Source organism: Mesorhizobium sp. AD1-1 (genome assembly GCF_020164655.1).
GTDB classification, from domain to species: domain Bacteria; phylum Pseudomonadota; class Alphaproteobacteria; order Rhizobiales; family Rhizobiaceae; genus Mesorhizobium; species Mesorhizobium ciceri.
Genome location: NZ_JAIUGP010000018.1, coordinates 63,808 through 84,039, shown reverse-complemented (window position 1 = coordinate 84,039; position 20,232 = coordinate 63,808). Strand labels below are relative to the sequence as shown.

Annotated in this window: 21 protein-coding genes and 1 tRNA gene; 13 read left to right on the top strand and 9 right to left on the bottom strand. The window is 62.6% G+C overall.

The features are described 5' to 3' along the window. The first annotated feature begins 39 nt into the window (after nt 1-39). Nucleotides 40-861, top strand: a complete 822-nt coding sequence (locus LB519_RS27115) for an AraC family transcriptional regulator (RefSeq protein ID WP_224621599.1) — start codon at nt 40-42, stop codon at nt 859-861. A 39-nt stretch (nt 862-900) separates the two neighbouring features. On the opposite strand, the gene LB519_RS27110 is transcribed toward LB519_RS27115, so the two are convergent. Continuing rightward, nucleotides 901-1,776, bottom strand: a complete 876-nt coding sequence (locus LB519_RS27110; RefSeq protein ID WP_024503854.1) for an ATP-binding protein — start codon at nt 1,774-1,776, stop codon at nt 901-903. A gap of 277 nt (nt 1,777-2,053) precedes the next feature. On the opposite strand from LB519_RS27110, the gene yajC reads away from it, so the two are divergent. The 6 genes from yajC (at nt 2,054) to LB519_RS27080 (ending at nt 7,710) form a co-directional block, all read left to right on the top strand. Further along, nucleotides 2,054-2,392: a preprotein translocase subunit YajC gene (gene yajC / locus LB519_RS27105; protein WP_013531305.1), complete on the top strand. Its 339-nt coding sequence runs from the start codon at nt 2,054-2,056 to the stop codon at nt 2,390-2,392. A 51-nt stretch (nt 2,393-2,443) separates the two neighbouring features. Beyond that, nucleotides 2,444-4,993 (top strand): protein translocase subunit SecDF, encoded by a 2,550-nt coding sequence (gene secDF, locus LB519_RS27100; RefSeq protein WP_063172318.1) that lies wholly within the window; start codon nt 2,444-2,446, stop codon nt 4,991-4,993. Nucleotides 4,994-5,018: 25 nt separating this feature from the next. Further along, nucleotides 5,019-5,411 carry an Mth938-like domain-containing protein gene (locus LB519_RS27095; RefSeq protein ID WP_027160422.1) on the top strand — a complete coding sequence of 131 codons (393 nt, stop codon included), beginning with the start codon at nt 5,019-5,021 and terminating at the stop codon, nt 5,409-5,411. 1 nt (nt 5,412) lies between these two features. Continuing rightward, nucleotides 5,413-6,255 (top strand): phytoene/squalene synthase family protein, encoded by an 843-nt coding sequence (locus LB519_RS27090; RefSeq protein WP_164753889.1) that lies wholly within the window; start codon nt 5,413-5,415, stop codon nt 6,253-6,255. Nucleotides 6,256-6,331: 76 nt separating this feature from the next. Further along, nucleotides 6,332-6,760, top strand: coding sequence for a hypothetical protein (locus tag LB519_RS27085; protein ID WP_127368528.1), 429 nt, complete (start codon nt 6,332-6,334; stop codon nt 6,758-6,760). After that, entirely contained in the window at nt 6,757-7,710 is a 954-nt protein-coding gene (locus LB519_RS27080; protein ID WP_224621598.1) for a sterol desaturase family protein, read from the top strand. The genes LB519_RS27085 and LB519_RS27080 overlap by 4 nt, the downstream gene beginning before the upstream one ends. A gap of 7 nt (nt 7,711-7,717) precedes the next feature. On the opposite strand, the gene LB519_RS27075 is transcribed toward LB519_RS27080, so the two are convergent. From LB519_RS27075 to LB519_RS27055, 5 genes are all read right to left on the bottom strand, one after another. Beyond that, nucleotides 7,718-8,050 (bottom strand): type II toxin-antitoxin system RelE/ParE family toxin, encoded by a 333-nt coding sequence (locus LB519_RS27075; RefSeq protein ID WP_127368530.1) that lies wholly within the window; start codon nt 8,048-8,050, stop codon nt 7,718-7,720. 93 nt (nt 8,051-8,143) lie between these two features. Then, entirely contained in the window at nt 8,144-8,269 is a 126-nt protein-coding gene (locus tag LB519_RS31360) for a type II toxin-antitoxin system ParD family antitoxin (RefSeq protein WP_224675324.1), read from the bottom strand. A gap of 26 nt (nt 8,270-8,295) precedes the next feature. Further along, entirely contained in the window at nt 8,296-9,714 is a 1,419-nt protein-coding gene (gene trmFO / locus LB519_RS27065; RefSeq protein WP_224621597.1) for a methylenetetrahydrofolate--tRNA-(uracil(54)-C(5))-methyltransferase (FADH(2)-oxidizing) TrmFO, read from the bottom strand. A 566-nt stretch (nt 9,715-10,280) separates the two neighbouring features. After that, nucleotides 10,281-10,421 (bottom strand): DUF1127 domain-containing protein, encoded by a 141-nt coding sequence (locus LB519_RS27060; protein ID WP_013531314.1) that lies wholly within the window; start codon nt 10,419-10,421, stop codon nt 10,281-10,283. A gap of 49 nt (nt 10,422-10,470) precedes the next feature. Continuing rightward, the gene (locus tag LB519_RS27055; protein ID WP_013531315.1) at nt 10,471-10,611 is read right to left on the bottom strand and encodes a DUF1127 domain-containing protein; all 141 of its coding nucleotides are present in this window, start codon (nt 10,609-10,611) and stop codon (nt 10,471-10,473) included. 237 nt (nt 10,612-10,848) lie between these two features. Here LB519_RS27055 and LB519_RS27050 point away from each other — a divergent pair, with 237 nt between their 5' ends. The 5 genes from LB519_RS27050 to LB519_RS27030 all read left to right on the top strand — a co-directional run bounded on the left by LB519_RS27050 (nt 10,849) and on the right by LB519_RS27030 (nt 14,923). After that, on the top strand, nt 10,849-11,967 hold the full coding sequence (locus LB519_RS27050; protein ID WP_224621596.1) for a DUF2157 domain-containing protein: 1,119 nt from the start codon (nt 10,849-10,851) through the stop codon (nt 11,965-11,967). Further along, nucleotides 11,964-12,548: a GDYXXLXY domain-containing protein gene (locus LB519_RS27045; RefSeq protein WP_224621595.1), complete on the top strand. Its 585-nt coding sequence runs from the start codon at nt 11,964-11,966 to the stop codon at nt 12,546-12,548. Before LB519_RS27050 ends, LB519_RS27045 begins: the two co-directional genes overlap by 4 nt. A 26-nt stretch (nt 12,549-12,574) precedes the next feature. Then, nucleotides 12,575-14,023: an aromatic amino acid lyase gene (locus LB519_RS27040; RefSeq protein ID WP_224621594.1), complete on the top strand. Its 1,449-nt coding sequence runs from the start codon at nt 12,575-12,577 to the stop codon at nt 14,021-14,023. Nucleotides 14,024-14,350: 327 nt separating this feature from the next. Continuing rightward, nucleotides 14,351-14,435, top strand: a tRNA-Leu gene (locus LB519_RS27035). A gap of 143 nt (nt 14,436-14,578) precedes the next feature. Then, nucleotides 14,579-14,923 (top strand): hypothetical protein, encoded by a 345-nt coding sequence (locus LB519_RS27030; RefSeq protein ID WP_164919925.1) that lies wholly within the window; start codon nt 14,579-14,581, stop codon nt 14,921-14,923. A gap of 351 nt (nt 14,924-15,274) precedes the next feature. On the opposite strand, the gene LB519_RS27025 is transcribed toward LB519_RS27030, so the two are convergent. Further along, nucleotides 15,275-15,940, bottom strand: coding sequence for an outer membrane protein (locus LB519_RS27025; protein ID WP_027160415.1), 666 nt, complete (start codon nt 15,938-15,940; stop codon nt 15,275-15,277). A 94-nt stretch (nt 15,941-16,034) separates the two neighbouring features. Beyond that, complete coding sequence (locus tag LB519_RS27020) at nt 16,035-16,886, bottom strand: alpha/beta fold hydrolase (protein WP_224621593.1); 852 nt, start codon at nt 16,884-16,886, stop codon at nt 16,035-16,037. Between the two features lie 147 nt (nt 16,887-17,033). On the opposite strand from LB519_RS27020, the gene ade reads away from it, so the two are divergent. Further along, entirely contained in the window at nt 17,034-18,842 is a 1,809-nt protein-coding gene (gene ade / locus LB519_RS27015) for an adenine deaminase (protein ID WP_127369396.1), read from the top strand. A gap of 161 nt (nt 18,843-19,003) precedes the next feature. Here the strand turns inward: ade and LB519_RS27010 are convergent, their stop codons facing one another. Beyond that, entirely contained in the window at nt 19,004-20,167 is a 1,164-nt protein-coding gene (locus LB519_RS27010; protein WP_224621592.1) for an alpha/beta hydrolase, read from the bottom strand. Nucleotides 20,168-20,232: the final 65 nt, after the last annotated feature.

Genomic DNA, 20,232 nt, shown 5'->3' with positions numbered 1-20,232 from the left:
GCCAAGTCTTGAACAGGTTTTGCCATGAATCGAGAAAGCATGCTCTCGCAAGTCGCCCCGGCCCGATCCCCGTCCGACGTAACATTGGCCTCCCGGCATGTCGAAGCCGGGGTCCATCGTCTGCTCCGGGCGCCACACCATCGCATCATGGTGCATGCAAGTGCCGCGACGCGCTCCTACTGCCATGAGGTTGGACGATATTTCGTCAGGCGCGCCGGCGATATCGACCTGGTGCCCGCCGGTCAGGAGGGTGGGTTCGAGGCTGAGACCCCGTTCGACACGATCGAGATCGCGTTACAACCGGCCTTGATGGAAAGGGTGGCAGCCGAACTTGGCGGCAACGCGCGCGCATTGCCGCTCGGCACACGTCACCTGCTTCGTGACCAGCGCATCGAACACCTCGCGCGAGCACTGGAGAGCGATCTCAATGCGAAGTCGCCGGGCGGGTCGTTGTTTGTCGACAGCATCGGCGCCGCGCTCGCTGTGAGGCTGCTTGGCCTCGATGAACCTGATATCGATCGCGCGAACCGGTTGTCGGATACTCAGCTCAAGCGCGTGCTGGAGCATATCGAGGTTGCGCTGCACGAGCCTCTCTCGATCCATCGACTGAGCCGGGTTGCCGGCGCCAGCAGTTCGCACTTGCGGACATGGTTCAAGGCGGCGACCGGCTTCACCCTGCACCGCTACGTGCTACGGCGTCGCGTCGAACGCGCACGCGTCCTGCTGCAGCACGGCGATCTCAGCACAAGCGAAGTGGCGGAATTGACGGGCTTCGCGCACCAGTCACATCTGGCGCATTGGATGCGGCGTGAGATCGGCCAAACGCCGCGTGATTTGCGGCGGTCGCAGCCGCCCAAATGATCTTGTCATCGGATGGCGTTGGCGACGCTATCCAACGCATCAGTCCTTCAGCGGTTTGCCGAGCCGGCCAGCCAAATCCTGGGTGAACTGCCAGGCGACGCGGCCCGAGCGGCTGCCGCGCGTCGTCGCCCATTCCAATGCTTCGGCGCGCAGCGTGTCGGGATCGATTGTCAGCCCGTGATGGCGGACGTAGCCATCGATCATGTCGAGATACTCGTCCTGCGAACATTTGTGGAAGCCGAGCCACAGCCCGAAGCGGTCGGACAGCGACACCTTTTCCTCGACCGCCTCGGACGGGTTGATGGCGGTCGAGCGCTCATTGTCGATCATGTCGCGGGGCAAAAGATGCCGGCGGTTCGAGGTGGCGTAGAAGATGACATTGGCTGGGCGGCCCTCGACGCCGCCTTCGAGCGCTGCCTTGAGCGACTTGTAGGAGGTGTCATCGTGATCGAAGGAGAGGTCGTCGCAAAACAGGATGAAGCGGAAGGGCGCCGCCTTCAGCAGACCCATCAGCTTCGGCAGCGTGTCGATGTCCTCGCGGTGGATCTCGATCAGCTTCAACGGCAGGTCGGACCTGGCCTTGGCGTTGATTTCCGCATGCACGGCCTTGACCAGCGACGATTTGCCCATGCCGCGCGCGCCCCACAACAACACATTGTTGGCCGGGTAGCCGGCAGCGAAGCGTTCGGTGTTGTCGACAAGGATGTCGCGGACACGGTCGACGCCACGGATCAGTCCGATGTCGACGCGGTTAACCCTGTGCACCGGTTCCAGATAGCCCGGATCGGCCTGCCAAACGAAGCAATCGGCCTCGCGGAGGTCGGTTTGGGGCACCGGCGGCGGGGCAAGGCGGCTCACCGCTTCGATCAGCCGGTCGAGTTTCTGGTTCAGGGCCTCAATGCTGCTGTCGGTCATGTCTGTCTTTTGTTTTCGCGTTTTTGATGTCTTGGGGCGTGAAGCTGCCCGATTTCGCCTGATACAAAACCGGTTGCAACCTTTTGTTCGAGCATAATTTTTTGCGGAAACCGGCTCGCGCTTTTTGCGATCCTGCTCTAACACGGCTCAACAGGCCGGAAAAGCAGCCGATTTGGCCGGCCGCGCAGTTGCATTGACAACTTTACCGACTATATTCCGGCCAAATTTCAAGGGGCCGCCAGATTGGCGGCTGTTTTCAAAATTCAGGAGTACCTCGATGTTCGTGACACCGGCATACGCCCAAGGCGTCGGCGCTTCTCCCGACATGTTCATCAGCATTTTGCCGTTTGTCCTGATTTTCGTGATCATGTATTTTCTGATCATCCGGCCGCAGCGCACGCAGCTGAAGAAGCGCGGCGAGATGCTGGCCGCGGTCCGTCGCGGCGACACGGTCGTCACCGGCGGCGGCTTCGTCGGCAAGGTGACCAAGGTGATCGACGACAACGAGCTCGAGGTCGACCTCGGCAATGGCTTGAAGGTGACGGCGCTGCGCTCGACGATCGCCGATGTGCGCGTCAAGGGCGAGCCGGTGGCCAACCAGAACGCCAAGAAATAATCCAATTTTAGGCGGAGCGATCCGCGGACACGCTCTGACGGACGACGCCATATGTTGTATTTCTCGCGCTTCAAGATGATCCTGATCTGGGTGGCCGTGGCCATCACGGTGATCCTCGCCGCGCCCAACCTGTTCTCCGCCAGCACGCTGGCGCAGCTGCCCAACTGGGTGCCGAAGCGGCAGATGACGCTCGGCCTCGACCTGCAGGGTGGTTCGCACATCTTGCTGGAAATGAACCAGAACGATCTGATCAAGGACCGGCTGGAGACGACGCGCGACGAAATCCGCACGCTGCTGCGCGACGCCAAGATTGGCTATACCGGCCTTGCCGGCACCGGGCGGACCCTGCAGGTTCGCATTACCGATCCCGCCCAGATCGATGCCGCCAAGACGGCGCTGAAGACGCTGACCGATCCGGTCGCCGCCGGCCTGTTCACCGGCGGTTCCGTGCAGGAAATGACGCTCGACGATTCCGAGCCCGGCCTGCTCAAGTTCAACGTCACCGATGCCGGCATCAAATACCGCACGTCGACCGCGCTGACGCAATCGATCGAGGTGGTCGAACGCCGCGTCAACGAACTCGGCACGACCGAACCCATCGTGCAGCGGCAGGGCGACGACCGTATCCTTGTCCAGGTGCCGGGTCTTCAGGACCCGCAAAGGCTGAAGGAAATCCTCGGCCAGACCGCCAAGCTGACCTTCCAGATGGTCGACCAGTCGATGCCGGTGCAGGACGCGCTCAACGGCCGTCCGCCTGCCGGCTCGTCGGTGCTGTATTCGCAGGACGATCCGCCGGTTCCGTATCTGATCGAGAACCGCGTCATCGTCTCGGGCGAAAACCTCGTCGATGCGCAGGCGACCTACAATTCGCAGAACAACGAGCCGGTGGTGTCGTTCCGCTTCGATTCGAAGGGGGCGGCGCGCTTCGGCCAGGCCACGGCGCAAAATGTCGGCAAGCTGTTCGCCATCATCCTCGACAACCAGGTGATTTCGGCGCCGCAGATCCGCGAGCCGATCCTCGGCGGCACCGGCCAGATCTCCGGCAATTTCACCGCCCAGAGCGCCAACGATCTCGCCGTGCTGCTGCGCGCCGGCGCACTGCCGGCGACGTTGACGGTGATCGAAGAACGTACAGTGGGTCCGGGCCTTGGCCAGGATTCGATCCATGCCGGCAAGGTCGCCGGCATCATCGGTTCTATCCTCGTCGTTGCCTTCATGTTCGTCGCCTACGGCTTCCTCGGCTTCCTCGCCAACATCGCGCTGGCGGTGCACGTGGCGATGATCGTCGGCGTGCTCTCGCTGCTTGGCGCGACGCTGACCTTGCCTGGTATCGCCGGTATCGTGCTGACCATCGGCATGGCGGTCGATTCCAACGTGCTGATCTACGAGCGCATCCGCGAGGAGCGGCGCGCCGGCCGCTCGGTCATCCAGGCGATCGATACCGGTTTCACCAAGGCGCTGGCGACCATCGTCGATTCCAACATCACCTCCCTGATCGCCACCGTGGTCCTGTTCTATCTTGGTACCGGTCCGGTGAAGGGCTTTGCCATCACCTATGCCATCGGCATCCTGACGACCGTCTTCACCGCCTTCACCTTCACCCGTCTGCTGGTCTCGATCTGGCTGCGCCGGGCTCGCCCGAAGGAATTGCCGAAGGCGCCGGTGACCTTCGTTCCGCCCGGCACCAAGATCCCCTTCATGGGCATCCGTCGCTGGACGTTCACGCTGTCCAGCGCACTTTCGATCCTGTCGGTGGTGCTGTTCATGACCGTCGGCATCAACTACGGCATCGATTTCAAGGGCGGTTCGCTGATCGAAGTGCAGGCCAAGAGCGGCAATGCCGATCTCGCCGACCTCCGCGCGCGGCTGACCGAACTCAACATCGGTGAAGTCCAGGTGCAGCAGTTCGGTACGCCGAACGACGTGCTGATCCGCGTCGGGACGCAGGATGGTGGCGAAAATGCCGAGCAGACCGTCATCGACAAGGTGCGCGGCGAGCTGCAGGATAATTACGATTTCCGCCGCGTCGAAGTGGTGGGACCGACCGTGTCCGGCGAGCTCGCCAAGCAAGGCACGATCGCCATGCTGATCGCGCTGCTCGGCATCCTGATCTATGTCTGGTTCCGCTTCGAATGGCAGTTCGCGGTCGGCGCCATCGTGGCGACGGTGCACGATGTGGTCATGACACTCGGCTTCTTCGTCATCTCCGGGCTGGAGTTCAACCAGTCGTCACTGGCGGCGATCCTGACGATCATCGGCTATTCGCTGAACGATACGATCGTGGTCTATGACCGTGTCCGAGAGGATCTGCGAAAATACAAGCGCATGCCGCTGCCGCAACTCCTGAACAACGCCATCAACGAGACGCTGTCGAGAACGACGCTGACCTCGGTGACGACGATCCTGGCGCTGCTGGCGCTGGTTCTGTTCGGTGGCGAGGTGATCCGCTCGTTCACCATGGCCATGCTGTTCGGCGTGATCTTCGGCACCTATTCGTCGATCTTCATCGCCGCACCGCTGCTGATCCTGTTCAAGCTGCGGCCGCAGGCTTCAGCCGACGAGGAGAAGCCGGTCAATGGCGGCAAGGCGGTCGCGACCTGACGCGCCCCCCCGAAGAGGTTTAACGGTGACCAGCAAAGGCATCGTCATCCGCGAGGCGCATTTCCCGGGCCGCGCGCCGATCGAAGCCTACGGCAATGGCGGATTCCGCTTTGCCGACATGTCGCATCGCGGTTCGCTGCTCTGTCTGCCATCCGGCATCCATGGCTGGGAGCCGGTGGATCCCTTGGCGCTGACGGTGGCGGATTTTGACAGGCTGCTGTCCGAGGCCGACAAGATCGAGATCCTGCTGGTCGGCATGGGCAGGGATCTTCGGCCGTTGCCCGCTGCATTGCGGGCCGCGCTGAAGGCCGCCGGCATTGCATCCGACCCGATGTCGACGGGTGCCGCGGTGCGGACCTACAATGTCCTTCTGGCGGAAGAGCGCGCCGTGGCCGCCGCGCTCATTGCCGTCGATTGATATGCCTCGAAGCGCTGAAATCGTCATGGACGCGGTGCGTGCCGCCGACCATGATCGCTATCTGACCGCGCTCTACGCGCCGGACGGCAAGCGCTACGCGCTGTTTTCGCTCTACGCCTTCAACGCGGAGATATCAGGTATTCGCGATCGCATCCATGAGGCGCTACCGGGCGAGGTGCGGCTGCAATGGTGGCGCGATGTCATTGCCGCCGGCGGCGAGGCCGGCGCCGGCCATCCCACTGCCGAAGCCGTGAACGCTACGATAGCGACATTCGGCCTGCCGAAGCCGGCCTTCGAGAACATGCTCGATGCGCGCATCTTCGACCTCTACGACGACCCGATGCCGTCGCGCACCGATCTGGAAGGCTATTGCGGCGAGACGGCCGCAGCACTCATCCAGCTTGCGGCGATGGTGCTCGACCCCGGCGAGGCGCCGCGCTTTGCCGAACTGGCGGGCAGGGCAGGCTGCGCACAGGCGATGACCGGCCTGCTGCTGCTGTTGCCGCTGCACCGCCAGCGCGGACAATGTTTTGTCCCGGCCGACATTCTGGCGGCAGCGGGATCGTCGCCGGAAGAATTCGTCACCGGCGACGGCGGACCCGGCGCCAAACGCGCGGTGGCGGCGATGATGGCGCTGGCACGGGAACATCTTTCCGCCTTCGAGCAAGGCGCACCGGCTCTCCCGGTCTCGCTGCGCCCGGCATTCCTGCCACTTGCCCTGTCACGCGCCTATCTCGGCAAGATGGAGAATGGCTCGCCGCTCGAAGGCGTGGCGCGGCTGTCGGCCTTGCGCCGGCATTGGCTGCTGCTGCGTCGTGCGAGCAGGGGCTGGCCTGCTCTTTGACGTAAACGTCAATCATGTTAAGACGTCCCCGCGCCAAACTGTTGCCGAAGACAACAGACCGGCTCGGAGGAGATGAATGAGCTTACCCATATTGGTGGCGATCGTTACCTTCGGCATCGCACTGTCGGTTGCGGCGGTGCATTTCACCGGCGGCAGCAAGACGGCGACGCTCAGTGGCACCGATCAGGCAGTGAGCCGATTCGCCGAGGATTTTCCCGACGAGATCGTGGCGGCGGTCCGCCTGACAGCAGATGCCGGGACCGCGTTCCTGGATATCGGGCGAGGGCGCTTCGGGATCGTTCACAGCGTAGGCGACTGCTTCTTGACCCGCATCGTCACGCCTCAAGATGTCACGATTTTGGACGCTGGAGACGGGAATACGGTCTCGCTGCGGCTCGCCGATTTCACCTGGAAGGGCGGCCGCTTCCGCTTTGCCAGCGCAACGGATGCGCAAGGCTTGCTGAAGGCGCTTGAGCCGCAGAGTTTCGGCGGAGAGGCGGCATGATGGACGACTACAATTTTCCGCAGGTCACTCAACTGGCCATCCCGTTCTTCGTTGTCGCGATCCTGATCGAGCTTTGGTTGGTGCGCACCGGCCGTGCCAAGGGTTCGTTCGAAACGCGCGACACATTGACCAGCCTGATGATGGGTACCGGCAATGTCGTTGCCGGGCTGCTGCTTGGCGTCGTGTCCTACTGGGCGTTGCTGTGGCTCTGGCAGTTCCGCGTCTTCAATCTCGGCCTGTCGATCTGGATCTTTCTGGTGGCCTTCCTGCTCGATGATCTGCGCTACTATTTCTATCACCGCATCGCGCACCGGGTGCGCTGGGTTTGGGCCGAACACGTCAACCACCATTCCAGCCAGCACTACAATCTGTCGACAGCGCTGCGGCAGAGCTGGACGGGCCTGTTCACCTTCATGTTCATGCTGCAGGCGCCGCTGATGCTGCTCGGCTTCCACCCGGCGGTGATTGCCTTCACCTTCGGCTTCAATTTGGTCTGGCAATTCTGGATCCACACCGAGACCATCGGCAAGATGTGGGGCTGGTTCGAGTTCGTCTTCAACACGCCCTCACACCACCGCGTCCACCACGCCACCAATCCGCGCTATCTCGACGCCAACTATGCCGGCACGCTGATCATCTGGGACCGGATGTTCGGCACGTTCGTCGGGGAACTGGAGGAGGACAGGCCGCGCTACGGCATCGTCAGGAATCTCGGCACCTTCAATCCGCTGAAGGTGGCTTTTCACGAGTGGATCGGCATGTTCCGGGATGCCTTTGCGCCGGGTCTTTCGCTCAGCGATCGCCTGAACTATCTGATCAAGCCGCCCGGCTGGAGCCATGACGGCTCGCGCGAAACCTCGGAGAGTTTGAAGGCGGCCTATGTCAGGCGAAATCCGGGTGAGGCGGGAAAGCCGGGATTGCCGATGGCTGGTGTCGAGCCGGCTGAATAATATCGCCTCAGGATGGTTCGTTCGACCCGCCGTCGCGCATCAGCGTCTCATAGTCGCGACCGCCATAGAAGATGTTGACGATGCGGATGACATCGTTCTCGGTCAGGTGGTGATGACGGCGGAATGCTCGGAATGGGACGGGTCGTAATCCCCGAACGATATCGTCGCGCGAGCGACCGCCACGAGGCGCATTGCCGATACTCTGACAGCGCTCTTCTATCCGATCCACGAAACCGTTGGCGATGTTTTCGCTGCCGCTGCTCTCAAGGATGTAGGCGCCAATTGCTTCAAGATCGGAGATCGCGCTTTCGCTAAGAACGACGGCGGGACGCTGGATCATCGCTCTCCCTCGTCAGTTGCGAAATCCGGCTCTTTACCCGGTCGATCGCCTCATCGAGCGGAACAGCGGGTCTTTTGTCTTCGATCGACGCCTTCACCCGCGCCCTGATGGACGCCATGCGTTCAGCGTGCTCTTCCTCCTCGCGCTGGAAGGCAGGGCGGCGCGGATGACTTCACTGGCCGAACCGAAGGAGCCGTCTTCGACTTTGTCCCGGATCATGGGGTCCAATCAGAACGCGAAGCTGTTTATTCCGCCGCTTCGGCCGTTTCCGGTTGCGCCGGAAGTCCCAGCCAGTGCCGGCAATCGGCGCGTGCACGCGATGTGATGGCGTGCCGCTTGGCAACGGTCTTGTCCTTGCCGCGCATGCGTTTGCCCTCGGCCTTCGGAGCTTCGACAGGTGGGAACAGGCCGAAATTGACGTTCATCGGCTGGAATGAGCGCTTTCCCGGCTCGTCATCGGAGACAATATGACCGCCGGTGATGTGGTTGAGCAGAGCGCCGAAGGCCGTGGTCAGCGGCGGCAGGGACGGAGCAAGGCCGAGCCGCTCCGCTGCGGCGAAGCGGCCGGCGAGCAGGCCGATGGCCGCACTTTCGACATAGCCTTCGCAGCCGGTGATCTGGCCGGCGAAACGCAGGCCGGGCCGCGACTTCAGTTGCAGCGAAGCGTCGAGCAAGGTCGGCGAGTTGATGTAGGTGTTGCGGTGCAGGCCGCCGAGACGGGCGAAATCAGCGTTTTCGAGACCCGGTATGGTGCGGAAGATGCGCACCTGCTCGGCATGCTTCAACTTGGTCTGGAAACCGACCATGTTGTAGAGCGTGCCCAGCGCATTGTCCTGCCGCAACTGGACGACGGCATAGGCCTTTACCGTCGGATTGTGGGCATTGGTCAGCCCCATCGGCTTCATAGGCCCGTAGCGTAGCGTCTCGACACCGCGCTCGGCCATGACTTCGATCGGCAGGCAGCCGTCGAAATAGGGCGTGCCTTCCCATTGCTTGAATTCGGTTTTCTGGCCGTCGACCAGCGCTTGCACGAAGGCAAGGTACTGGTCCTTGTCCATCGGACAATTGATGTAGTCCTTGCCGGTGCCGCCTGGCCCGACCTTGTCGTAGCGCGACTGGAACCAGCAGGTATTCATGTCGATCGTGTCGAAATGGATGATCGGCGCAATGGCGTCGAAGAAGGCGAGCGCATCGGCGCCGGTCGCTTCCGCGATCGACTGGGCAAGCCCGGGGGCGGTTAACGGACCCGTGGCAACGATCGCCTGGTCCCAATCCGTCGGCGGCAGACCTGGCACTTCCTCGCGCCGGATGGTGATCAGCGGGTGTGCTTCGAGTTTTTTCGTCACGGCATCGGCGAATCCGTCGCGATCGACGGCCAGCGCGCCGCCGGCCGGAACCTGGTTGGCGTCGCCGGCGCTCATGATCAACGAGCCGGCCAGCCGCATTTCGGCGTGCAACAGGCCGACCGCGTTGTTGTCGGCGTCGTCGGAGCGGAAGGAATTGGAACAGACGAGCTCGGCCAGGCTATCGGTCTTGTGCGCATCGGTGCCACGAACGGGCCGCATTTCATGCAGGATGACGGGCACGCCGGCTTGCGCTGCCTGCCAGGCGGCTTCGGAACCGGCGAGGCCGCCGCCGATGATGTGGATTGGGTTTTTGCTCATGAGCGCCGGAATAATCGCTTGGTGCGGCGATTGCAATTGCCGTGCGCGGTGCGGGGCAAACAGCTGCTGATGGGAGCGCCTCCTGAAAACAACAACACCCGCCGGGGGAGGAGGTCCGGCGGGTGTCGTTTTTGGGGTCGACCTTCGGGAGGAGGTGAAGGCCGGCCATATTCGTCATCGCCGGGGAGGAGGTCGGCTTTGACGAAATTCCTTTCGCCATTTTTAGAAGGGGCGAAACCTCTGGAGCAAAATTCGTCTTGCCCCTGGGAAACAGCGCCCGCCGCGGGAGGAGGTGCGGCGGGCGCCGTTTTTGTGGCCAACCCTCGGGAGGAGGTGAAGGTCGGGCCGATTCGTCATCGCCGGGGAGGAGGTCGGCTTTGACGAAAACTCTTTCGCTGTTTGAAAAGGAGCGAAACCTTTGGGGCAAAATTCGATTTCCGGGAAACAACGCCCGCCGCGGGAGGAGGTGCGGCGGGCGCCGTTTTGGTGGTCAACCCTTGGGAGGAGGTAAGGGGTGACCGTATTCGTCAAGGTCGGGGAGGAGGTCGACCCTGGCGAAATTCTGTCTAGATCGCCTGGCGGGCGATGATCTTGATTTCGTCGCGGACGATACCGAGATCATGCAGCTGGCGGTTCGAAAGGCGACCCAGCTCGGTAACCGTCTCGCGATAAACGCGCCAGTTGCGATAGTTGCGGATCAGGTTCATTGTCGTTCTCTTTTTCAAAACTGGTTCGGACCATTCGCGGTCCGAAGAATTAGACCGCCTTGCGAGCGACGTAAGGAATGTCGCTGCGGCTGATGCCGAGGTCGGTCAGTTCACGGTTGCTCAGGCGGCTCAGCTCGGACACGGTGTCCCTGTAGCGGCGCCAGTTGCGGTAGTTGCGGATCAGGTTCATGGTAGTTCTCGTTTCGTCTTTCTTGCGGATCATTCCGTTTGTGTACGAACTATAAATAGGCGGACCCATATCGATTTAAAAGCGCTATGGCTGCATGGCAGCAATGCAAATTGTGCAATGCAGCATTAACGCGCGTTCACGGACCTGACACAAAGAAACCCGAATCGAAAAATGCCTTAGCGCCAACGGCTTGACCGGATCGGCTGCAAAAAAGACCAAACTGGGGGGAGAAGCAGCATGGCGAGCTATTCGTCGCGGATCAGGGCGGATATCGCGCGCTGGCAGCAGGCCGGCATGATCGACCCCGCGACGGCCGATTCGCTGGCGCGCGATGTCGAGGCCAACGAGCGCAAGTCGCTGAGCTTCGGCTCGATCCTGGCTATGATGGCCGCCTTGCTGTTCGGCGCCGCCATCCTGATTTTCGTCGCCGCCAATTGGGACGCGATCCCGAGGCTGGCGCGCGTGGCGGCGCTGTTTGCCGTCATCCTTGGCGGCTATGTCGGCGGCGCGGTGCTGAAGGCCCGCGACCATGCGGCAATCGGGGAAGCGCTGTGGATCGTGGCGGCCGCGGCTTTCGGCGGCTCGATCGCGCTGATCGGCCAGATGTATCATCTCTCGGGCGACGAGGCCTCGGCTCTGGTGACCTGGGGAGCCGGCACGGCGCTGGCGGCGGTTGCGCTGCGATCGAACCCGCTGACGGTGGCTTCGGTCGGCATCGCCGATGCCTGGCTGTTCCTCAAAGGCTTCGACTATTACAGCCGCAGCGATTTTCCGCACGGCTTCGTCGTCATGGCGATCGTGCTGTTTGCCGTCTCGTTCTGGACCCGCAGCCAGGCGGCGCGCCACCTGATTATCCTGTCGGTGCTGTTCTATCTTGTGCTGCTGGTCACCAACCACGACACGCTGCAGGTGGCGATCCCGCTGGTCGTCGCCTCGGCGCTGCTGTTCGCGGCCTCGGTCTTCGCGCCTGGCCCGGTCGACCTGGTCGTGCAACTCGGCGGCCGCTTGCCCTTACACGCGCTGCTCGGCTTCCTCACCGGCCTCGCAATGATCCAGTTCGAACTCGCCGACGAGAGCACCTACAACAGCGGTTTTGCCCTCGCTTCGGCGATCGCGCTGGCCGGTGTTGTCGCCGCGATTGTGCTGGCAGGACGGGAGAGCCGTGGGCTACGCTGGCTTGCCTATCTCGGCTTCGCCTTCGAACTCGCCATCATCTATGTCGTGACCCTGCAATCGATGCTCGATACGGCCGGTTTCTTCCTGGCCGCCGCGGTGCTGCTCGGCATCCTCGCGATCGTCATCATCCGCGTGGAAAAACGCATGAAGGGCCCAGACGCCAAGGGAGCCACGGCATGATCACCGGGAAAAGGCTTGTCATCTCGGCGCTGGTGCTGGCGCTCGTCCAGATAGGCTTCCTGAGCTGGATCATCGCCGGCCGGGCGGCGATCCTGCGCAACGGCAAGGAAGTGCTGCTGAAGATCGAACCCGTCGATCCGCGCGACCTCCTGCGCGGCGACTATATTATCCTGGGCTACGAGATTTCACGCATACCGGTGAAAATGATCGCCAACATTCCGCCCGACAAATTTTCAAGCGACGATACGTCGATTGTGGTGCGCCTGAAGAAGGGCGCCGACGGCTATTGGCAGCCGACGGCCGCCTGGTTCGGCCAGGCGCCAACGATGGCAACCGCCGACGAGGCCGATATTCTAGGCCACATCGCCGAAGGCTGGGACCTTCGCGGCGAAGAGGCGACCATCGCGCCGGACTATGGCATCGAGCGCTTCTATCTGCCGGAAGGCGAGGGGATGGCGATCCAGAACGACATGCGGGTGCGGCCATTCGGCATCCGTCTTGCGCTTGCCGGCGACGGCACCGCGCAGATCAAGGCGCTGGTCGACGGCGACAAGACGCTGTTCGAGGAACCACTCTACTAGGTCCCTTATTTCCGATGGTGTGAAGCATGCCAGTTAGCCTGTCGACGCGTGACGACATCAACCTCGACACTGTCTTCCGCGTCGCCTGGAAGAAGGACACGGTGGAGATCAGCGAGAAGGCCTTGCAGCGCATCGCCGAATGCCGCGCCTCGTTTCTGAAGCTGATTGAATCCGATCCGCCACCGGTCATCTATGGCGTCACAACCGCCATGGGGGAATTGGCAAGCCGAAAGCTCGAACCTGACGAGCGTGATCGCCATGCGCGCATCAAGGCGTTTGCCGCCGCCACCTCGTTCGGCGATCCCTTGCCGGATCGCGTGGTCAGGGCGATCGTGCTTGCCCGTCTGACAAATTTCATCGAGGGCAACGCCGCCACCACGCCGCGCATCGCGCTTGCCGTGGCCGCGATGCTCGACGGTGGGCCGATGCCTGTCGTGCCGGCCTCCGGCCAGGGCGGCGCCGGTGAGATCCTGGCGCTCTATCCCTTGTTTGCAGAACTTTCGACGCGCTTCGACCTCGAGGTCAAGGAACGCGGCTCGCTCATCAACGGCTCGCCCTGCGCCGCCGCTTTGGTGGCCGACGCAGCGCTCGCGGGGCGCCGCCGCATCCGCATGGCGCAAAAAGTGTTCGCGCTGTCGATCGAAGCGTTTCGCGCGCCGCTCGAGCACTATGACGCGGCGCTCGACACGCTCTGGGGCGATGAGCATGAAACGGCTGCCCTGCAGGGATTGCGGGAGTTTCTGGTTGGCGCCGGCGATGGGCGACGCAACTATCAGGCGCCGGTCAGCTACCGCATCGTGCCGCGCCTCCTCGGCCAGGCGCATCGTGCGCTGGCGACGGCCGAGCGGGCGGCCAATGTGTCGCTGGCCTCGGTATCGGACAATCCCGTCTACATCCCGCCCGACGATGCACATCGGCTCGGCCGCTGCATCTCGACCGGCGGCTATCACAATGCGATGGCAACGCCGGCGCTGGACGATCTGGCGGCGATATGGGCCGACATCTGCCTGCTCTGCGACCGCCACGCCTCGAAGCTTCTGAACGGCAAGGTGTCGCTGCTGCCGGATCTGCTGATGACCGGACGTCACTCAGCCGACAGCGATGGCCATGGCAATGTCGGCTATGTGCCGATGGCGATCACCGGCTATCTCGAACAGGCCAAGCTGGCGGCGCAACGTACCTTCATTCCGGGCACGGAATCGGCTGGCGCGGGGCAGGACGACGTCGCCACGACGGCGTTCTTCGCATGGACCAAGGAAGCGACCGCCGGCCGCTGCGTCGATGCCGCCATGGCGATGCTGGCAATGATCGCCTCGCAGGCGCTGCACGTCACCGAACGGACGCCGCCGCCGGCACTGCGTTCCTTCGTCGATCAAATCAGAGCTATCGTGCCGCCTGTCGGCGCCGATCGCGTGCTGGGGCCGGAGCTTGCCAGGTTGGCGGAATGGTTCACTGAGAAAGTGTTCGAGGCGTAGAGATGCCAACAAAGCGGTAGCCGGTGAATTGGTGCGCCTGAACGGATGAAATTCGAACCTGCCGAGCTTCAGGTGGCCTGCCACCCGAAGCTCGAAGGGTGGTGCGGACGACGGGAATCGAACCCGTACGATCAGAGATCGAGGGATTTTAAGTCCCTTGCGCGATTGCTTGGTTTGTTGCTGGCCAAGGGTTCTGAGCGTCTAGCCCTCCCACATCGTCCCTCGAAGTGTGGGAGTTTCCCACTCAATTCCCACTGGGTTACCGTATGTGGGAAATGCCTTTTTCGCTTTCCAAATAAGTCGGCGCCGCCTAAGTCTGCGGCGTACGCGGGCGTGGTGAAATTGGTATACACACCGGACTTAAAATCCGGAGGCTTCGGCCATGCGGGTTCAAGTCCCGCCGCCCGCACCATGCTTCCCAAAGGATCGAACGCATCACGGAACAGAGGCAATTTAAGCATGGCTAGGCGACCAACGAAAAAACCAGCGAAAAAGATGTCGGCCGGACCGCACAGCTTGGCGCTGCGATTGGATGTCATGGGGGTAACCGCATACATGACCAAAGCTGCAATTGACGAGCTCATCAAAGAGCTAGTCAGGATTAGCAGGTCTGATCCGGAGGAACTCCATGATGTGCATGTTGCGATGCACTTCGGCGGCTGGACGCCCTCAGGCGAATACATCGCGCCGAGTTTCGGCCATCACCATGGGCTTGGATCAATCTTGACTAAACTGCGCAACGAGCAACTGAAGGACGGCATGACGAAGGCGGAAATCGAAAGCGGCATCACGCCAGATGAGGCGTATCGGACTTTCGATATTACCATCATGCATGTGTCTCCCGAGGTAGTTCGGCGCGCGGCCATCGAAAACGAAGCGGCCGAAGAACAGCAGAACTGACGAGCCGCAGGTATGCGCGAGAGAAGTGTTTTAAGTCCCTTGCGTCTACCAATTCCGCCATGTCCGCAGGCCAGCCCTTTTCAGACGCCAGACACAGGCCGTCAAGTCGTGTTGTTGAGCGTTCGCCGAACGTGCAAACAGACCGGGCGGCTTGATGATACTGGCGCGATCACGGAATTATCGGCGCGGCGGGTAGTGGTAGGATGCCTTGTGGTGGATTTGATCCGCCAAGGCCGGCGCCTCTCAGGCCCAACCCATTCCCCCCGCCCACTGGGAGCGTCGGCCACCCTTCCATGAAGAGAGCCCCTCAAGTGGTCGCCTGGGCCGGCAGCGTCGCGATTGTGGGCCTGGTCAGAACTTGTAGCTCAAATTGATCCCGACCGTATTCAGCTTCACGTTCTGATCGCGATCGTTAAAGGGTTCTGCCACCTCGTAGTGCTCGGAGCCGAAATCATAGTAGCGATACTGCGCGCCGACGACGAACTTGTCGGTCAGCGCGTAGTCGACGCCGGCACCCACAGTCCAGCCGACATTCGTGCGCGTGCTGTCGAACGCCGGACCCGCGACTTGCGATGTTTCGATGCCGGCAAAGGCGACGCCGCCAATGCCGTAGACCAGCAGGCGGTCCATGGCGTAACCCGCCTTGGCGTTGACCGACCCGAACCACTTGATGTCGGTGCCGAATGTGCTTCCCAGCGCCGATACCGTCGTGCCGCCGACCGAGGAATAGTTGAGGTCCGCCTCGGCGCCGAGCACCGCCTGGTCGAATTGCCACAGGCCGGCGACGTGGCCGCCGACAAAACCGCCGTCAATGTCGGGCGCGATGGAAAACGGCGCACCTTCTGTCACCGATACATCGGATTGGCCCCAGCCATAGCCGGCCTGCAGACCAGCGTAATAGCCCGTCCAGTCGAATCCGGGCGCGGTCATCGGCACGTCGACCGCCGGGTCGGCTGCAAAAGCCGGCACGGCCAGAACGGCAAGGAAACCGGCACTAGCGACCATCAATCGACGCATCGAACTCCCCGAAATGACGGTTCAGAAAGATCCTCGTCAGAAGGATAACCGCATTCGCCGCAATCGCAATCCCCCTGTCGCCGTACAGAATCCTCTATTTGGCATCGATGAAGTCCAGCACAGCCCGGCTATATTCATCCGGCGCTTGCAGCATGGCGAAATGACTGGCGTTGGGCAGGATGATCAGCTTCGCACCTGGGATGGCGGAGGCGATATAGTCGGTGTGTTCGCGCTTGATCGCCTCATCGTGGTCGCCGGCAACGATCGCCGTCGGCGTGGTTATCTCGGCAAGCTGTTCCTTGCTCCACGCCGGCTCGCTCTCCCACATGTGGCTCATCTGCGCCACGAAGGCGTCATACTGGTCCGGTGTTTTCGACATCTTCTTGTAGTCGCGGCCGGAGCGGTCGATGTAGGCGGCAAAGGTCTTGTTGGTCATCACGCCCGGATCAAGGCCGTCGGTGGTTACGTTGGCGGCTTGCGCGAACAGCCTTGTCAGCCGCTCCGGATGATGCAGTGCGATGTCGATACCGATGATGCCGCCATCGCTCCAGCCGACAAGCGCGGTCTTGTCGATCTTCAGGTGGTCGAGCAGCGCCAGATAGTCCGATGCCATCAAGTCGTAGCCATAGGGCTGCTCGGTGCGGGTGGAGCGGCCGTGGCCACGGCTGTCGGCGACGATTACCTTGTGCGTCTTGGAAAGCGTGGCCACCTGGCTGGCCCAGATGTCGCCGTGGCCGAGGCCGCCATGGATGAGCAGCACCGGATCGCCCGCGCCGAAAACGGCGTAGTACATCTGGATGCCGTTCACCGGCGCGTATCCGCTCTGATCGGGTTTGGGCATGGCCGCTGGTTCCGGCAAGGTCTGCCAACGCTCCTCGGCCACGGCAGAAGTGGTCGACGCTGCGAACAAGATAACGATGGCGAACGCTTTCCAAAAACGGGTCATGTCTTCCCTCATATGGTTCGGTTCGCGGTCAGCATCGCCTTCCAGCCGGATTAGTCAACAAGCTCGCCCTGACGCGGTATGTCGGACCGACGGCTCTGGCGGCGCCCGCCGACATTTGCGAGACTGGCGGCAACCGAGGAATCGCCAATGACGAAAGCAACGCCCGCAAAACCCAGACCGTGGACCGAGATGGCGACACATCTGGTCGATGTCGCCGTGGGGCGCAAACCCGCTGACCTGGTCGTGCGCAACGGCCGCTGGGTGAACGTTCATTCGGGCGAGATCATCGCCGGCACCGACATCGCCATTGCCGGCGGGCGCTTTGCCTATTGCGGGCCCAATGCCAGCCATGCAATCGGCCAGGGCACCAAGGTGGTCGATGCCGGCGGGCGTTATCTGGTGCCCGGCCTCTGCGACGCGCATATGCATGTCGAGAGCGGCATGGTGACGGTGACCGAGTTCTGCCGGGCCGTCATTCCGCACGGCACCACCTCGATGTTCATCGACCCGCACGAGATCGCCAATGTTCTGGGTCTGCCCGGCGTGCGGCTGATGCATGACGAAGCGGTCGCCATGCCCATCAACGTGCATGTGCAGATGCCGTCCTGCGTGCCTTCGGCGCCGGGGCTGGAACATGCCGGCGCCGAGCTGACGGTCGCCGATGTCGCGGAAGCGATGACCTGGGAGAACATTATCGGCCTGGGCGAAGTGATGAATTTCCCCGGCGTCGTCGCCAATGATCCGGTGATGTCGGGCGAGATCGCGGCGACGGTTCATGCAGGCAAAACGGTCGGCGGGCATTATGCCTCGCGCGATCTCGGCCTGCCGTTCCATGGCTACGTCGCCGGCGGCCCCGAGGACGATCATGAGGGCACGCGCGCCGAGGACGCCATCGCCCGCGTGCGCCAGGGCATGAAGGCGATGCTGCGGCTGGGCTCGGCCTGGTACGACGTCGCCTCGCAGATCAAGGCGGTGACGGAGAGCGGCATCGATCCGCGCAACTTCATCCTGTGCACCGACGACAGCCATTCCGGCACGCTGGTCCAGGAGGGCCATATGGACCGCGTGGTGCGCCACGCCATCCAACAGGGATTGAAGCCGGTGACGGCGATCCAGATGGCGACGCTCAACACCGCCCAGCATTTCAAACTGGAGCGCGAGATCGGCTCGATCGCGCCGGGCCGGCTGGCCGACCTGCTGATCGTCTCGGACCTCGCCGCAATGACCATCGACGAGGTCTATGCACGCGGCGTCAGGGTGGCCAAGGGCGGCAAGCTCGAAATCGACATTCCGGCCTATGATTACCCCCGGACGGCGAAGAACACCGTCAAGCTCGGCAAGAAGTTGAAGGGCGACGACTTCGATATCGCCGCCCCCAAGGGCGCCAACGAGGTTCGGGTGCGTGTCATCGGCGTCATCGAGAACCAGGCGCCGACGCGCGCGCTGGAGGCCGATCTGCCGGTCGAGGACGGGCTGGTCGCAATGGACCGCCGCAACGACATCTGCCAGATCGCGCTGGTCGAGCGTCACAGGGGCACGGGCGGCGTCACCAACGCCTTCGTTTCGGGCTTCGGCTATATGGGCGACTGCGCCATGGCGTCCAGCGTAGCGCATGACGCCCACCACATCATCTGCGTCGGCACCAACAAGCAGGACATGGCGCTGGCGGTAAACCGTCTGGGCGCGGTCGGTGGCGGCGTCGTGCTGTTCTCCAAGGGCAAGGAACTGGCGCTGGTCGAAATGCCGATCGCAGGCCTGATGTCGGACGAACGGGCGGAAATCGTCGCGGCCAAGGCCGAGAAGCTCACCGAGGCGATGCGCAAGATGGGCTGTTCGCTGAACAACGCCTACATGCAGCACTCGCTGCTGGCGCTGGTCGTCATTCCGGAGCTCAGGATCTCCGATGTCGGCCTGATCGATGTGACGACATTCCAGAAGGTCGATCTGTTCGTCTAGGATTGTTGCTATTCAGGCCATGCCGGCCTGCAAGTAGCGATTTTCTGCGCTTCCGGTGCTCACGTACTTAAGTACGCTCCGCTCCGGTTCTCGAAAACCACCACTTTCGGCTCGGCCTGACCCGAATCTCAACAATCCTAGGGCCAATGTCGCCCGCCGGCTCACCCGCCGGTGGCGATGGTCAGCACCTTGAACGGCGTGGTGATGACGATCTCTGCGACCGAGCCGACGGCCTTGCCGAGGCCCTGGCCGAGATTTTTGAGCTGTGTCGGGTCGGGTTCGTCCGAGGCGAGGCCCGCCGGCGCCCGCAGCCGGTCGCCGAGCAGTTGCACCAGCATCGGGTTGTCGGCGAATTTGGCGTGGTTGAGGCGGTCGCCGCCCTTGGCCTGGGAAAGATCGACCACCGACACGCCATAGCTGGCGAGGTCTGCAGCGTTGCCGTAGTCGCCGACGCGCGGCTTGTCGCCCGAGATCAGGGACGAGAGCTTGAGAGCCCGGTCATCCGCAGAGAGCAGGATGGCGAACGGCTTGTCGGGTTTGCCGTAGCGGATCATCTGCTTCTTGAAGACGTCGACATCGATGTCGGGCGAGGCCAGGATGACGTAGCCCAGTTTGCCGCCGAGATCCCGGTCGCCGGTGATGGCAAGCTGGCGCAGCGCCTCCATGGTCACCCAGGTTCCCATCGAATGGGCGATGATGTCGATGCTCTTGACCTTTGTCTTGGCCAGCATCCGGAGCGTCGCCTCGAGGTCGTCGCGCGCTGCGTTGGCGCTTTCCTTGTCGTAGATATAACCCGTGGTCTTGCCGCTCGAAGCCCAGGAGAACAGCACCGGGGTGCCGGGATATTTGGTGTCGTGGGCGATCTGCGTCAGCCGGTAGATGCCGTCGTCAAAACCGTTGTTGAAGCCGTGCACGAAAACCAGCGCACGGTCGCCGCGCATGGAAATGTCGGCGCCGACCGCTTTGGCGAACTGGGGCGCGCCCTCATAGAAAATGACGTCCTTGGCGGTAAAATCCTTGGCAGGATTGCTGTTTGCCGATCCCTTGGCCCGCTCGATGGCGCCGACCTGATGGCTTTTGGGAACGGTGACGTCGACACGGGCAAAGCTGGTGGTCAGCGAGCGATCGCCGTCGTAAACCTGTCGCGGCTCTTTTGTTGCCCTCTGGCGGGTGGTGGCGACGAAGATTTCATGCGTGGCCGCGATGTCGGATGCGGGCACCGAGACCGTCGTCCTGTTGAGCAGGTCGTGCGGTTTTCCGCCAGCGCAGCCGGTGACAGCGAGCGCCAATGCAACGACGAGGTAGCTCTTCGAACGCACGGTCACACGCAGGCTCCCGCAAAAGGGGACGTCAAACGCGTGACGTCGCTGGCTATTCCGATAAGGCCAGA